Origin of the sequence: Pseudoalteromonas sp. T1lg65 (assembly GCF_051930985.1) — a bacterium.
Classification (GTDB): Bacteria; Pseudomonadota; Gammaproteobacteria; order Enterobacterales; family Alteromonadaceae; genus Pseudoalteromonas.
Genome location: NZ_CP196838.1, coordinates 16,677 through 31,606, shown reverse-complemented (window position 1 = coordinate 31,606; position 14,930 = coordinate 16,677). Strand labels below are relative to the sequence as shown.

The 14,930-nt window shown below is 42.1% G+C and carries 17 protein-coding genes; 9 read left to right on the top strand and 8 right to left on the bottom strand.

Going from position 1 to position 14,930, the window contains the following annotated elements; genetic code table 11:
• Nucleotides 1–8: 8 nt before the first annotated feature.
• From ACSLBF_RS17605 to ACSLBF_RS17595, 3 genes are read right to left on the bottom strand one after another with little or no spacing between them, the layout of a single operon-like run.
• Nucleotides 9–641, bottom strand: coding sequence for a flavin reductase family protein (locus ACSLBF_RS17605; RefSeq protein ID WP_440057050.1), 633 nt, complete (start codon nt 639–641; stop codon nt 9–11).
• 7 nt (nt 642–648) lie between these two features.
• The gene (locus ACSLBF_RS17600; protein ID WP_440056697.1) at nt 649–1,383 is read right to left on the bottom strand and encodes an SDR family NAD(P)-dependent oxidoreductase; all 735 of its coding nucleotides are present in this window, start codon (nt 1,381–1,383) and stop codon (nt 649–651) included.
• Nucleotides 1,370–1,753 (bottom strand): thiol-disulfide oxidoreductase DCC family protein, encoded by a 384-nt coding sequence (locus tag ACSLBF_RS17595; protein ID WP_440056696.1) that lies wholly within the window; start codon nt 1,751–1,753, stop codon nt 1,370–1,372. The genes ACSLBF_RS17600 and ACSLBF_RS17595 overlap by 14 nt, the downstream gene beginning before the upstream one ends.
• A gap of 119 nt (nt 1,754–1,872) precedes the next feature.
• Here ACSLBF_RS17595 and ppc point away from each other — a divergent pair, with 119 nt between their 5' ends.
• The 4 genes from ppc to ACSLBF_RS17575 all read left to right on the top strand — a co-directional run bounded on the left by ppc (nt 1,873) and on the right by ACSLBF_RS17575 (nt 7,312).
• On the top strand, nt 1,873–4,506 hold the full coding sequence (gene ppc / locus ACSLBF_RS17590) for a phosphoenolpyruvate carboxylase (RefSeq protein WP_440056695.1): 2,634 nt from the start codon (nt 1,873–1,875) through the stop codon (nt 4,504–4,506).
• A 220-nt stretch (nt 4,507–4,726) separates the two neighbouring features.
• Entirely contained in the window at nt 4,727–5,095 is a 369-nt protein-coding gene (locus ACSLBF_RS17585) for a hypothetical protein (RefSeq protein ID WP_440056694.1), read from the top strand.
• Nucleotides 5,096–5,139: 44 nt separating this feature from the next.
• Nucleotides 5,140–6,006 (top strand): cytidine deaminase, encoded by an 867-nt coding sequence (gene cdd / locus ACSLBF_RS17580; protein WP_440056693.1) that lies wholly within the window; start codon nt 5,140–5,142, stop codon nt 6,004–6,006.
• A gap of 187 nt (nt 6,007–6,193) precedes the next feature.
• A complete protein-coding gene (locus tag ACSLBF_RS17575) occupies nt 6,194–7,312 on the top strand; it encodes a hypothetical protein (RefSeq protein WP_440056691.1) in 1,119 nt (372 codons plus the stop codon).
• A gap of 33 nt (nt 7,313–7,345) precedes the next feature.
• On the opposite strand, the gene udp is transcribed toward ACSLBF_RS17575, so the two are convergent.
• Complete coding sequence (udp, locus tag ACSLBF_RS17570) at nt 7,346–8,104, bottom strand: uridine phosphorylase (protein WP_440056690.1); 759 nt, start codon at nt 8,102–8,104, stop codon at nt 7,346–7,348.
• Nucleotides 8,105–8,278: 174 nt separating this feature from the next.
• On the opposite strand from udp, the gene ACSLBF_RS17565 reads away from it, so the two are divergent.
• The 3 genes from ACSLBF_RS17565 (at nt 8,279) to ACSLBF_RS17555 (ending at nt 11,478) form a co-directional block, all read left to right on the top strand.
• A complete protein-coding gene (locus ACSLBF_RS17565) occupies nt 8,279–9,058 on the top strand; it encodes a DUF2189 domain-containing protein (RefSeq protein ID WP_440056689.1) in 780 nt (259 codons plus the stop codon).
• Nucleotides 9,059–9,474: 416 nt separating this feature from the next.
• The gene (locus ACSLBF_RS17560; RefSeq protein WP_440056687.1) at nt 9,475–10,587 is read left to right on the top strand and encodes an arginase family protein; all 1,113 of its coding nucleotides are present in this window, start codon (nt 9,475–9,477) and stop codon (nt 10,585–10,587) included.
• A 159-nt stretch (nt 10,588–10,746) separates the two neighbouring features.
• Nucleotides 10,747–11,478 (top strand): amino acid ABC transporter substrate-binding protein, encoded by a 732-nt coding sequence (locus ACSLBF_RS17555; RefSeq protein ID WP_440056686.1) that lies wholly within the window; start codon nt 10,747–10,749, stop codon nt 11,476–11,478.
• Here the strand turns inward: ACSLBF_RS17555 and ACSLBF_RS17550 are convergent.
• Complete coding sequence (locus tag ACSLBF_RS17550; protein WP_440056685.1) at nt 11,451–11,687, bottom strand: VF530 family DNA-binding protein; 237 nt, start codon at nt 11,685–11,687, stop codon at nt 11,451–11,453. The genes ACSLBF_RS17555 and ACSLBF_RS17550 overlap by 28 nt on opposite strands.
• A gap of 32 nt (nt 11,688–11,719) precedes the next feature.
• Nucleotides 11,720–12,004, bottom strand: coding sequence for a DUF1496 domain-containing protein (locus tag ACSLBF_RS17545; protein WP_440056684.1), 285 nt, complete (start codon nt 12,002–12,004; stop codon nt 11,720–11,722).
• A 56-nt stretch (nt 12,005–12,060) separates the two neighbouring features.
• Here ACSLBF_RS17545 and ACSLBF_RS17540 point away from each other — a divergent pair, with 56 nt between their 5' ends.
• Nucleotides 12,061–12,291, top strand: a complete 231-nt coding sequence (locus tag ACSLBF_RS17540) for a TIGR02647 family protein (RefSeq protein WP_440056683.1) — start codon at nt 12,061–12,063, stop codon at nt 12,289–12,291.
• Nucleotides 12,292–12,347: 56 nt separating this feature from the next.
• Here ACSLBF_RS17540 and maiA read toward each other — a convergent pair whose 3' ends face one another.
• Together maiA and hmgA are read right to left on the bottom strand one after the other, a co-directional pair.
• Nucleotides 12,348–12,974 (bottom strand): maleylacetoacetate isomerase, encoded by a 627-nt coding sequence (maiA, locus tag ACSLBF_RS17535; protein WP_440056682.1) that lies wholly within the window; start codon nt 12,972–12,974, stop codon nt 12,348–12,350.
• A gap of 68 nt (nt 12,975–13,042) precedes the next feature.
• Nucleotides 13,043–14,338 (bottom strand): homogentisate 1,2-dioxygenase, encoded by a 1,296-nt coding sequence (gene hmgA, locus ACSLBF_RS17530; RefSeq protein WP_440056681.1) that lies wholly within the window; start codon nt 14,336–14,338, stop codon nt 13,043–13,045.
• Nucleotides 14,339–14,454: 116 nt separating this feature from the next.
• Here hmgA and ACSLBF_RS17525 point away from each other — a divergent pair, with 116 nt between their 5' ends.
• Entirely contained in the window at nt 14,455–14,898 is a 444-nt protein-coding gene (locus ACSLBF_RS17525; RefSeq protein WP_440056680.1) for a MarR family winged helix-turn-helix transcriptional regulator, read from the top strand.
• Nucleotides 14,899–14,930 lie beyond the last annotated feature (32 nt).

Genomic DNA, 14,930 nt, shown 5'->3' with positions numbered 1-14,930 from the left:
TTAAGCAACTAAAGTGGTTCAACAGGTTGGTTCGGTTTGGCGTATTTGTAGCGCTCGATGGAAGACGTATTGTGGTAGCTGTCTAACCCAGAAATCGCAACAGTACCCAGTTTTTCTAAATCAATATGACCGTCACTTTGAATCGCTTCGGCCTCGACGTGAAGCGCCTCAACCTGACCAATTAACAACACGGTTTGGTTTAATTCGATGATTTGATGATGTTGTAGCGATAAGCCGTACTTCAAGCGACTTTCTTTTACATACGGAGCGAAAAAGTCCGCAATATACTGCGCAGAAAGGCCAACTTCTGCAAATTCAGATTGTGACTTATCGTAGCGTGCAGACGTTTGATGTGCTTGCTTGACGATTTGGTTATTAACCTGATTGATGGTGTAGAACCCTGTTTCAATAATATTTTCCAACGTATGCCTTGGGACAGAATGAGGGCGAAAAATAGTTCCAACCAAGGGCGGATGAGCGCCTAGATGAAACACCGAGCTGACAATGGAAAGATTTTCCTGCCCACTGCTATCAACAGTCCCAATTAAGTTGGCGCTTTTGAAACCCGATAGCGAGTTAATCAGTAGTGCGCGGTAGCGTTGCTCAAGTTGGTTGATGTCGGAATTTGAGAAAGTTTGCATCATAGTTTTACCAAATAATCGTTTTACCTTGCCAATCTACGTAGTCTAAGCTGCCGTCAAAAATGGCGTTATCCATGGTTTGAATGAGTTGCTCAGCGACGTATTGTGGCGTGAATAGCTTGCCTGTCGGTACGTTGCTCTGAAAAGGTTTAGACAGTGGTGTGTCAGTGGTCCCAGGGTGAAACAGCTGCAGCTTGAGGTGCTTGGCTCTTCGTGAGAGTTCAATACTTGCGGATTTAAACATCATGTTTAACGCTGCTTTTGACGCTCGATATGAATACCAGCCACCGAGTCGATTGTCACCAATGCTAGCAACCCTTGCTGACAATGCGGTTATCACACAAGGGGATTTTTGCGTGCTCAAGATGGGCAACAAGCCAGACAACCACTGCATCGGCACCAGTGTATTTACGTTAAATAAATGTTGACTGTACTGAGCGTTCAAATCTTCCAGCTTTTTTTCGGGAAAACCAAATTCTCCATGTAAAACACCATTACAGATAATTACTTTGGTGAACCCAGTTGTAGCGTGATGGTGAAGTGTCTCACACACATCTACAATGGCATTGGGGCTGTGATCACACTGGAAATGGTAATGGCGGTCGCTAATCTGCTCAGTATCCAAGCGAGAAACACTGAAAATTTGACTTTGCGGCTTGTGCGCTCGGGTTAAACTAATAGCTGCCTTGGCAATCGATGAGTTTGCTCCTATGACAAGTAGTGTTTCGTTACTTACGGTCACAGCTTTTTTCTCCCTGACATTGGTTGGCAACGAGTAATTTGGATATGGTCATCCGATGTTTCGCAAAAAACAAATAACACAGATCTGAGATGGTTCGGATCAGAGGCCATCTCAGAATACCTAGCCAACGGTGTTTTCCCACTGTCTGCCAAGCTAATACGGTTACATCAAGTCCTTTTATGAGCTTACCTTGAAAGTCGTAACCATGCAGAACATTCAGAGCGTGTTGTTTATTTATCTCGGGATACTCAGACGCAAAATTTTCACAATGAACATTTTTCAATACGATTTGATTGTGATGATCATGTTGCTTCAGGTGATCCATCTCCTTTGCGCACAAAGGGCAGCGGCCATCATAAAAAATAATCATGTTGCTTGAGTCTCGATATTTCATACAGTGTATTACGAAGTTGTTGTGACATCAGATCGCTCGCAATCTACTATTTTCTCGGTATAGTAAAGCGCATACTTTTCCAACAAGGAGTTTGTATGACTGAGCAATACGCGAGCCTTCGAAGCAATGTAGGGCTACTTGGACAAATGCTAGGAAACACGATTAAGCATGCACAAGGCCAAGAAACCCTAGATAAGGTCGAAGAGATCAGAAACTTAGCCAAGTCTTCAAGAAACGGTAGTGATGCAGATAGGAGTGCTTTGATTGCAGCGCTTAGAAATCTTAGTGATGAAGTAATTTTACCTGTTGCACGAGCGTTTAATCATTTTCTTAATCTCGCAAATGTCGCTGAGCAATTCCACACTATTTCGAAAGCGGGTGCACCAGATGGCGTCATGGTGGAAATAGATAAAACCTTCGATGAAATTCAAAAGCAGTTGGATAATGGTGAGCTGCAGTTGAATCAAGTCGCGCAGGTAATCAGTCGTTTAAAAATAGATTTAGTATTGACAGCTCACCCAACCGAAGTCACCAGGCGCACCATAATAAGCAAGCATATTGAGCTAAGTGAATGCTTACAAAAACTAGAAGCTACCAGCGGCGAAGATCCCATATACGAGGAAATTATTGACCGTGTCGAACAGTTGATTAGCCAAGCCTGGCATACTAACGATATCCGCGAGAGACGGCCAACTCCTCTTGATGAAGCAAAGTGGGGCTTTGCGGTAATTGAGAATAGTTTATGGGAAGCTGTACCTAAATTCGTCAGTTACTTTATTAGGCAGTTGAAAAGCCGCTTCGATCTTGCCGTTCCTGTTAACTTTAGTCCTATTCAGCTTACTTCTTGGATGGGAGGTGATAGAGATGGTAATCCGTTTGTCACTTCTATTGTTACTCAGTCAGTACTCGATCATGGTCGCTGGATGGCGTTAGACTTGTATCGACGAGATTTGGAAAAACTTGGCGCTGAGTTATCGATGAGCCAAGCAAATAATGAATTGGCACGCTTGGCTCCAGACAGCAGTGAACCTTATCGCAGTGTGTTGAAAACACTCAGAAACGAAGTTGAGGAAACGATTGCTGCAATTGAATACAAAATCAAAGGACATCCAACCCGTTATCAAGACATCATCAGACAAACAGAACAGTTGCGAGGACCGCTAGAAGCTTGTTATCACTCGCTGGTTGACTGCAAGATGGAAAAGATTGCCGATGGACTGTTGCTAGATGTACTGCGTCGATTAGATTGCTTTGGTGTGTCTTTGTGTAAGCTAGATATTCGTCAAGATTCAGCGCGGCACACTGAAGTATTTTCTGAGCTAACACGCTATTTGGGGCTGGGTGATTACGCTCAGTGGCATGAACAAGACAAGCAGGCATTTTTACTCGCTGAGTTAAGTTCTCGACGTCCATTGATCCCAAAAAATTGGCGACCATGTGAGCGTGTCAAAGAGGTACTCGATACATTCGACGTCATTGCCGCTCAAGATCAACAAGCTTTAGGCATTTATATTATTTCCATGGCGCAAAATGCTTCGGATATTCTAGCTGTACAGTTGCTGTTGCAAGAAAGTGGTTGTCCGTTCAACCTGCCTGTAGCGCCTTTATTCGAAACTCTTGATGATCTAAATAATGCCCAAGATGTTATTCGAACCTTGCTGAGCAGTAATTGGTATAAGGGAACCATTAACGCAAAACAATATGTGATGATTGGTTACTCAGATTCAGCCAAAGATGCGGGTATGATGGCGGCTGGCTGGGCGCAATACGCTGCGATGGAAAAACTGGTTAAACTTGCGGAAGAGCAGGGCGTAGAGTTGGTTTTATTTCATGGTCGTGGTGGCACGATTGGTCGTGGTGGAGCACCTGCTGCGCAAGCTTTGCGTTCGCAGCCGCCTGGTTCTTTGAAAAATGGTCTAAGAGTGACCGAACAAGGCGAAATGATCCGTTTCAAATTTGGTTTACCAAAAGTCGCCATGCAAAGTCTTTCGACCTATGCGGGCGCGATTTTACAAAGCAACCTGCTTCCTCCGCCTGTGCCGAAATCACAATGGATAGAAGTGATGGAAACCATCAGTAGCGCCTCTTGCGAAAAATATCGCAGTGTAGTCAGAGAGGAAGCGGATTTTGTTCCTTATTTTAGAATGGCAACACCTGAACAAGAGTTGTCAAAGCTGCCATTGGGCTCTCGACCTTCGAAAAGAAACCCAGACGGAGGAGTGGAGAGTTTAAGAGCGATACCGTGGATCTTTGCCTGGAGTCAAAACCGTCTCATGTTGCCAGCATGGCTTGGTGCTAAAGAAGGTCTCGAAGCGGCAATCGACAAGTATGGCATTGAGTTATTGCAACAGATGAGTCAACAATGGCCATTTTTCAGGACCCGACTGGAAATGCTTGAAATGGTATTCTGTAAAGCCGATTTATGGCTGAGTAAAATGTATGATCAAACGCTGGTGAGCGAACAATATCTAAAACTTGGTCACGAGCTAAGAACGAATCTGCGTGATGCCATTGACTTGATCAGGAATCTGGCACCAGAATCTTCTTTGCTGTCTCAGCAACCTTGGATTAAGGAATCTATTGGATTGAGAAATCCCTACACCGACCCATTAAACTTATTACAAATTGAGTTATTGAAGCGGGTTAGGCAAGAGTCTAACCATGACCTTGAGCTCGCACTGATGATCACCATGACAGGGATTGCTGCGGGGATGAGAAATACTGGATAATTTCAAATATAGAAATTATCCAGTGCACTGCTATTAACACTTCATAAGATGAAACAATAAAAACCAATCCTTTATGATTGGTTTTTTGTTATTTTCTAGTTTTTTAATCTGAAAAATATTGACAGTTTTCACTGTTGATTTAGAATGCCCGGCTGGTTATACCAGTTTGTATTTTTATTTTTTTCAAGAAACATTAATGGCATTTGTGAGCGCTTCCTATATGAACAAACTTTCAACAAGCATTACGTACGATCACTTGAATGATCTCATCATGATGAAAGTAAGGGGAGTAGCAAATGCGAATGATGTGATAGCTGCTTATGAAAAAGCGAACCTTTACGCTAAGAAACACAATAGTTCAAGAATATTGCTCGATGTCAGTGAGCTTGAACATCGTTTTGCAGCCATTGATATTGTCAATTTGATGCCTCAGGTGGTGCATTATATTCGTGATTTATCAGTGGCAAGAGTGGTGGGGATCAAAGGTTATATGCACGATTTGTTTCTGCAAAAAGTGAAACGCTTTGATGTCAATGCAGAAAACTTTGAATGTTTTAAAACCGCACGTGAATGGTTGAGTAAACACTAACACTTGCGTAAACTAAGCTGCCATGGAAAAACAATATATGAACAATGGCAACGATTGAATCCTCAATAAAAACAGAACTATATAAAGAGGCGCTCGATAATCGCGGGATTTTCAAATTTTCTAGGCTTGAAGCCCTCGCTAACACTCATCGCGTCGATACTTCAACACTTTTCAAATTGCTGCTAGAGGCAGCTGCAGATTTTGCTGTTCCGCCTATTTCTCAGTTTTATGTTGGTGCTTTAGCGATAGATAAAGTGTCACAACAAGTCTTTTTGGGCGCCAATTTAGAGTTTAATCAGCAAGCGCTTTCTTTAGTGGTTCATGCCGAACAGGCTGCTATCAATAACGCTTGGTTAAATGGCGCGCATGAAATATCTGAAATAATTATTAATGCAGCACCTTGCGGTTATTGTCGGCAGTTTATGAATGAACTTTCTACCTCAAAAAGTTTAAAAGTGCATCTCCCCAGTGGGGAAACAACACTGACCGCTTTGTTGCCTCACTCGTTCGGTCCAGAAGACTTGGGTAATAAAGAGACACTATTTAATAGTCCTAAATTAGTGGGTGATAAAAACGCTGTTTTAGAGGAGATAGATAAGGTTTTGTTTGACCACTATTTGCAGTCTTATGTACCTTATTCAAAAAACTCCAGTGCGGTAGAAATTAAGCTCGCCAACGGACAACGATTTTATGGTCGATATGCAGAAAATGCGGCCTACAGCCCAAGTTTATCACCTCTACAAAGTGCGTTAAGTCAATTGGCTTTGACCGGAAAAACATTGGATCAGGTAGAAGTTGAATCGATTAAGCTGGTGGAGAAGAAGGGCTGTGCTAATCAAAAGCAAGTGAGCTTAGCGGTGCTTGCTTCTTATCACTTGCAGGACAAGCTAACTTGGTTTGAAATTGAGTGATTGATCCACGGATTAAAATCGCCCGGTCATCGTTTTATTGTAGATTTTGTGGTCCAAGATAAAGATCTACAAGTTCAAAAAATAGTGGCCGAATATCAATAAAATACGAAGTTCTATGTACCATTATGGTTAATTATGTATACTATACATAATTAACCATAATGGCACATAACTCGATCGGGCATTGATGATGAAAAAGATTAACTGGCATTTTCAACGCCAAGCACTTGCTGAGTCCTACTTACAAACCGTTTATCAAGGTGCGATAAGTCGAATTGCATTGCTTGATGTGCGAAGGACGGGAAAAACCACCTTCTTACTGAAAGATCTCTATCCTATCGCCATCGAAAATGGCTTTATTCCTGTTTACATTAACTTATGGGGTGAACCAGACAACCCGACTTTAGCTATCACTCAAGCGCTGAACAATACCCTGATCGCTTTAAATGAGACGGTAAAAGGCAAGTTAACTGAACTCGCCAAGAGTGAAATTAAGAAGCTTGAAGTTGGAAATAACGTCTTTGGTAAGGCAACCATCGAGTTTAGTGATAAAAATGCGCTCAAACCGAGTGAGTCAGATCTATTTAAAATTGGTCAATTTATCGAAGCGCTGTTTAACAAGTGTGGAGATAAAATCGTGATCATCATTGATGAAATCCAACATTTAGCGTCTTCTGAAAAGTTTTTACCTGTTCAGCATGCGCTGCGTACCGCGTTAGACACTTATAGCGATATCAGCGTTATTTTTGCTGGCTCTAGCCGCTCAGGCGTTAATGCGATGTTCTCAGATAAAGATAAGCCGTTTTACGATTCAGCTTTTATGATTGATTTTCCGCGATTAGGTGAGGAATTTGTTAGACATTGCAATGACACGTTGAAAAAGCACTTTGGTTTAGAGTATGACGTATTGGCCGTGAACGAGTTTTACGAAGAAATAGATCGTTCGCCATTTTGGATGATGAAACTAGTAACTTACTTAATGGCAAATCAAGCTTCACTTAAAGATGGTACTGATTACATAAAAGCGTTGATGGTCCAAGATGGCGATTTTGAAAATCTAAAAAAGCGCCTGAGAGAGGTTGATGTTGAGGTATTGAAACAGATCAAAAAAGGCAACAATGCGTTGTATAGCAATAAAACAGTCGAGGCTATCTCTCAAGAGGTTGAAACTGATGTAACCCCTTCAGTCATTCAAACCAGTGTCAAAAAACTGAAAACTATGGCTGTGATCTCACAGTATGGTGATAAATACTATATTGAATCGCCAGGGTTTATTAGATACCTAGAAACGCATGGCAATGAGTGAGTTAACTCAATCATTGCCAGTAAGCTGAATCAATTACTCTTGTATTAAGAGTTCAGCCGCTTTTAACACCGCTTTGACAGCATCTTGTTCTACTTTTTTCAAATCGACATTAGGGATTTCTTGTCTTGTACGGTTTACTAAGACTCCCGCTAGGCAGGCTGCTTTCAATCCTAATGTGGCACACATCGTGAACAGCGTGGCGGATTCCATTTCGTAGTTCATCACATTCAGCTTTTGCCATTCTTCACAGGAACCCTGAAACGCTTTACGCACATAACCTGAATAGGTATCGTAACGTTCCTGTCCTGGGTAAAATGTATCGCTGGATGCAGTAATGCCAACATGGTGAGTTAGTCCTAACGCTTCACAAGCATTTACCATGGCAGAAGTGGTATGAAAATCAGAAACTGCAGGATAGCCTAGGGGCGCAAAGTGTTGGCTCGCGCCATCTAGTCTGACAGAAGCGGTACTAATAAGGATATCGCCCTCGTTAATATGAGGCTGAATCGCCCCTGTAGTACCAATGCGCAGAAAACTCTGAATACCGAGTTGGGCCAATTCTTCGACAGCGATAGAAGTTGATGGACCACCAATGCCCGTAGAGCATACTATGATCGGAGTTTCTTGCATATAGCCAAGATAGACATGAAACTCTCGCGTTTTAGCCAAACATATTGGTTTGTCCAAGTATTCTGAAATACGTAAAGAGCGTTCAGGATCGCCCGGCACAATAGCTAATGTTGCACCTTGTAGGTCCGACTTGGTAAGCCCGAGGTGAAATACCTTTTCCATAGTAAACCTTAATGATAAATCAAACCGTAATGGTCATTGGGAAGACGCTGTAAGTACAGGACAGATGTCCGAATATTTTCCTTACCGTCAATAGTATGTACTATTTACCACAAGCTTGCGAGATACCCGTTGATGCACTAAAACTTAAAGGGATACTAACAACGAGGAGAAGGTATGCCAGCTACACATTCTGCGGAAAAACATCATGAATTTGCCCGCTGTTTTGAATCGAATAAAGTCTCTTTAGGTGCACCTTTCCATTGGCTTGCACTGGCGTTTAAAGACATGACTAGAGCACCGTTAATGAGCTTGTTATACGGTCTTATTTTTACATTGATACCTGCCTGTATTATGTGGTTTGTTTATGAGTCTGGTACGCACCTAGTGATATTGCCTGCAGCTGTTGCATTCGCTTTAATAGGACCAGCCTTTGCAGCTGGTCTTTATGACGTTGCTTGGGAGCTTGAAAAGGGTCATAAGCCGACTTTGATGCATAGTTTAAAATCTATGTTCCGAAATCCAGCGGGGGAGTGGGGGTTCGCGATTCTATTGATGGTTATAATGATTGTTTGGATGCGCCTTGCTGCGTTGATCCATGCTTTATACCCCAATGTGCCTGATCCTACTTTTGAGCAGTTGTCGGCATTTTTGACATTAGGCTCTTTGGTGGGGGGCGTATTACTGGTTACCGTCTTCGCGATATCGGCCTTTACCCCACAAATTATGATGGAAAGGCGAGTTGACATTATGACTGCGGTGATGAGTTCTATGCACGCGGTGCGGGTTAATGCCGGCGCTATGGTGGTTTGGTGTGCGTTAATTCTTGTTTTAGTCACGCTGGGATTTTTGACAGGAACCGCCGGGTTCATCGTGATAATGCCACTATTGTCCTACGCAAGCTGGCATGGTTACATTGCGGTGATAAAAACGAAACGGCCAAGAAATTACGAATAACTACACACCTTGCTTGAATAAACAATCGGTTCAAAAATCAATACCTTGACTGGACCGATTGACTTATAATCTCAACCTGTTATACATCCTGCACCTGTGCTGAAAGCAGCATCCGTTGGACGTCTTTTTAAGTCGTCAATTGATTAAATAACTTCGCTCGTTTCAGCATATCAATACGTACTATAAAAGCGCAACGAAACCTGAAAATCATATCAATTAATAATAAAAACAATCTATTAGTTTGTTTTCAGGAGGTTGTCTAAGTAAATTATTCACACGCAGCTCGCGGTTTTTCTGCGATTAGGCCAGTATTATTTTAAGCACTGAGCATTGATAAATTCGTATCGGTCGAGCATGGCGATGTTTATTTTTGGCTTTTGTGTAATTAGCATGATTATTCATAAAAGGGGTTTGAGATGTCAGACAGTAAAACCAACTATTATCAGAAATTGACCCAATGTTTGTGTCCGCCGGGAGATGGTGTATTCACGGTTAATACTGCAAAGGAGCGAAAAGCGGCGTTACGCCAAAAGCTTTATGGGCAAACTGAAGGAGTGGAGTCTGTCTGGCAAACTTCTTTGCAAGATATAGAAAAAAGCCAGCATAAAGCAGCAATTTTGGGAATTAGTTCCGATTGCGGCGGCGGTATTTTAAGAGGTGCTAACTGGGGGCCGCTTTTTTTACGTTCGACGCTTATTGAACAGCAACCGCAGACTTCAGCTTTTGATTTGGGGGATGTACGTGTTATTCCCCACCTACTACACGACAAATACCTTAACGAGCAAACCATCAGCAATTGCCAAAAAGCGCTATATTCAGATCCAAATAGTGAATATCACGTGTCACCGCTGTCAATAACAGAAGACGTATGTGACGGTTTTTATGAGAATTATCCAGATAAAGGTATTTTCGGTATTGGTGGTGATCATTCCATTAGTTACCCATTGACAAAATCTTACCTTAAAGCAAAACGGGCCAAAGGAATAAAAACAGCCATCATTCACTTTGATGCACACACCGATTTATTGGTTGAGCGTCTTGGTATCGACTTATGTTTTGGCTCTTGGTGTACACATATATTAGAGTATCTGCCCGCGCCGGATCATCTGATTCAATTCGGCATTAGATCTAGTGGGAAACCAAAATCACACTGGGAATCCACGTTCGGAGTAAAGCAGCATTGGGCGAATGAAATTCGTGAAAAAGGGGCCCAACAGATAGTCGATGAAGTCATTGTTCAACTCAAAGAAAGTGGAGTTGAGGAGCTTTATGTGAGCTTTGACATTGATGCCTTAGATGAGCAATTTGCATCAGCTACCGGCACGCCAGAAGCTGGAGGTATGACACCGGATGAAGCGATGGTGATACTGAGCGCATTAAATAAAGAATTTAGAATTACTGGTGCGGATATGATGGAAATTGCGCCGTTTACTGATAGTTCTTTAGTTGGGCAAGCAAGCTCTGAGACCACTTTACGAGAAGGTGCAAAATTAAGCGCATTCTTAATTGATGCAATAAACAATAGCTGATAGCTCAAAAGTGAGTTTGTAAATCCCAGAGCCTTCTTCTAATCAAGAAGGCTTTTTTACGTATATCTTATTTACATGATAAAACTTAAATTTTGTATACAAAATTGCCCAATTAGGGGGCCAACGCTATAGTAATCGTGTAGCTAAAGGAGATCCTACATGAATCGTTTTGCGGCTGTGGTTGCCTGCTCGCTTTTATACTCTAATTGCAGCTATGCATTTACGCTGAATATTGTCACGGAGAACTTTCCCGACTTTCAACATCAAAATGCTGAAAACAAGCTAGTTGGTAAAGCGGCTGATAAAGTGAGAGCGGTGCTTGAGCGTAGTGAGATAGACTACGCAATTAATGTACTGAATTGGAGTGTGGCTTACAACGCAGCCTTACGTCGAGAAGATACCTGTATTTTTTCTATCGCCAGAAATGAAATTCGTGAAAATGAGCTCACTTGGGTATTTCCTATTTCTACATTTACTACGTCGTTTTATGCGTTGAGAGAAAATAGCATCACATTAGAAACTATTGATGATGCTAAACAATACAGAACGGCAGTGATCAGAGACAATTTTAGTCATCAATATCTGCTCCACAAAGGGTTTGTTGAAGGTAAGCAGTTAATATTGATTAATTCTTTTGACAAGGTTTTTCAACTGCTTAAAACCCGTAAGGATTTTGTAGACCTTGTCATTTTAAGCGATGCTCAGTACCGTTTTCGGGCTGAAAGTGAACCCACTGCTAGAGCATTGGAACCGGTTTACACGTTAAACAAACTTGGCGCGACACTTTACTTTGCTTGTAACAAGCAGGTTCCAGAGCACATTATCAATAGATTAAGCCGTTCATATAAACAACTTTATGGGAATCACGAATCTGGCCATTTGAAACCCTGAAATGTGTCTAGGTAAAGCTGTTCCACTTTCGCTCTTGCCCATGGGGTTTTACGCAAAAACTTTAAACTAGACTTGATACTTGGATCTTTTTCAAAACAGTTGATCTTAACGACCTCAGCCATGCCTTTCCAGCCTAATTGTTTTTCTAGATCGATCAAAATCTGTTCTAACTTTATCCCGTGAAGTGGGTTGTTTGGTTGATTGTTCATAGAGTGCTCAATACCGCGTGAGTTTATGGGTATTAGTTTACCCTAATTCGAGATTCTTTTTCAGGTCTAATTGGTTCACCAGATGACGTTGCTTTAACCCAAATCAACTCTCCGTTATCTTCAAAGGGTTTTTTTGGGGCACAGACAAATAACATATCAAACTGGCTAATTATCGCCCCTTCGCTGTAGGACTCGCTAGCAAACCAGCAAACTCGCTTTGGCAGGTCACTGAAAAAATGAGGTTGAACAGGGGCTTTGGCGTAAACAGAAATGGAAACAAGACTGGACATTATCGCCGCAGGTAAATATTTCATCATATGGTTTTTTTAGTCTAGAGTTTTACATGACTATAGAAGAATAAGGAAAAATGACAATGGCACTTGATCAAAAATTGCTGGACGAACTCACGCTTCTGTCTCAGTTTCCGAGACACAGTTTACACCAAGGGCTGAAGATCCATAGTTCTGCCTCAGGTAGTACTCAGGATGCGGCAAAAAGGTTATTTGATAAGGGCGTCATTGATAGTCCTGATGGCGGTTACTTAACGGATTTGGGCCATGATCTGATTAGTCATTTTGATCATGTATATAGCGCCTTGAAATAAAGCTTAGAGGCAATAAAAAACCGCTGATGATTCAGCGGTTTTTTTAACTCTGCAAACTATTGTGCGTCCGGCTGATTTTCCGGCGCGGCATCAATAAAAGCTTGAATGGTATTGCAATGCTCATAGACACGGCTAATTTTTGGAAATGCTGACATATCTACTTTGAAGCGCAGCGCGTTGAAGACTTGTGGTACTAAGCAGATATCCGCTAATGTCGGCTTATCGCCGAAACAGAAGGGGCCTTCGCCCAACATAGGTTCAAGTTTTTTGAATCCTTCTATAACCCAATGACGATACCACGTGTTTTTCTGCTCATCATCGACCCCTAATTCTGTAGATAGATACTTCAAAACTCGTAGATTGTCGATTGGATGGATATCACATGCAACGGCATAGCAGAAATTTCTAACCTGTGCTTTTTGCCAAGGATCACTTGGTAATAAAGGCTGGCCTTGGTTTGTGTCTTCAAACCATTCCAAAATAGCCAAAGACTGCGCCAGTACACCTTGTTCGGTTTCTAGTGCTGGTAGCAAGCCTTGAACATTTTTGTTTAAGTAGTCTTCACCTTGTTGCTCGGATTTAAGCAAATTAACTGGCACCAGCTCATGAGATAAACCTTTTAGATTTAACGCGATACGAACACGGTAGGCTGCTGATGAACGAAAGTAGGTATAGAGTTTCATATAGAATCCTTTAATCACGACAAAAGGCACTCAAAAGAGTGCCTAGTTTAAAATATACAAATGATAGCTTACGCGCCTTTGTAGTACTTTTTAATGCCTTTCCAGCAATCAAGGTAATTAGGCTGACGCTCTTTACCTTCAAGTGCGTATTTAGTTGGTGAAATCACGTAACGTGATTCAAACATAAACGCTAGTGTATTTTCGTAACGCTGCGGTTCAAGTTCTGCATTCGATGCTTTTTCAAACACGTCTGCTTCAGGACCATGTGGAGACATACAGTTGTGTAAGCTCATACCGCCAGGGACAAAGCCGTGTTCTTTTGCATCGTAAACACCTTCGATCAAGCCCATAAACTCACTCATGATATTACGGTGATAGTACGGAGGACGGAAGGTGTTTTCTGCCACCATCCAACGTGGTGGGAAGATCACAAAGTCGACATTTGCAACACCGGCAGTGCCCGATGGAGACGTCAACACAGTAAATATTGACGGATCTGGATGGTCAAAGCTAACCGTGTTCATGACGTTAAAGCGTGCTAGGTCATATTTGTATGGCGCGCTGTTACCTGTCCAAGCAACCACGTCTAGCGGTGAATGACCAATATCACAGCGGAATAAGTTGCCGTTAAATTTAGCGACAAGTTCAAAGTCGCCTTCTTTATCTTCAAAAGCGGCTACTGGGTATTGGAAATCACGCTCGTTAGTGTAACCATTTGCACCTACTGGACCACGCTCAGGAAGAACAAGTGGGTGTCCGTAGTTTTCACAGATATAACCACGTACTTCATCACTAACAAGCTCTACAGAGAACTTGATACCACGTGGAATAACCGCGATTTCACCAGGACGAAGCGCTAACTTGCCGCACTCAGTGTTTAAGATAAGTTCACCTTGTTGAGGTACAAATAGCAACTCACCATCAGCATTGTAGAAGTAGCGACCTTCCATTGAAGAGTTAGCAACGTATACATGAATACCAATACCAGTTTGGCCGTTTGCACTGCCGTTAGCTGCCATAGTCACAAGACCGTCGACAAAGTCAGTCTTCTCGGCTGGGATATCAATAGGGTTCCAACGTAACATCGTTGGTGGTGTTGGTACTTCTGTGATTGGTGCGGTGCGTAGCAATCCGTTATCCATTGGCTGGTAATCACCTTGCACTACAGATGGACGAATACGGTAAAACCAGTTTCTGCGATTATCGGCACGAGGTGCTGTGAAAGCAGTTGTGTTATATTGTTCTGCGTATAGGTCGTATTTTACTTTTTGTGGTGAGAATTGACCTACAGGTAATGCGCCCGGTAACGCTTCGGTTTCAAATTCATTACCAAAGCCAGTTAAATATTGAAGTTCAGTGCTCATAGTCTTAGCTCCTTATCGATTGAGTTTAAGATACTCTCATGTGAGACTAAATGCAAATTTGTTTATGATTCGCTCATGTAAAGTAATTAATACAGAGTTGAAGTGGATGTATTGTCATGAAAGAAAAAGAATTACTTAATATTCAACAGTTTTTGCCATATCAGTTGGTGTCTCTGTCAACTAAAGTGAGCGATAGCTTTGCCCAAGTCTATAAAAATGAAGCGGATTTAACCCAACCACAGTGGCGAGTATTGTCACATTTAATCAGTTCCGGTGCCGATACCGCCAAGGCCATTTGTGAATTAGCCAATATGGATAAGAGCACGGTTTCCAGAGCAATCAAACAGCTAGAACAGCGTCAGTTGTTGACCTTAGAACCACACCCAGAAGACAAGCGCGCAATGCATTTATGCGTAACGAACACAGGGCTTGCTTTGTACAAGCAATTAACGCCAAAAGCGAAAGAGTGGGAGGCATCTTTGATGTCGAGCCTTACGGAAATCGAGAGAGAGCAGCTTACTTTATTAATTAATAAACTGAGTGATGTTGTTGAGAGTTAGAGACATAAAAAAGGCCAACACGTGTTGGCCTT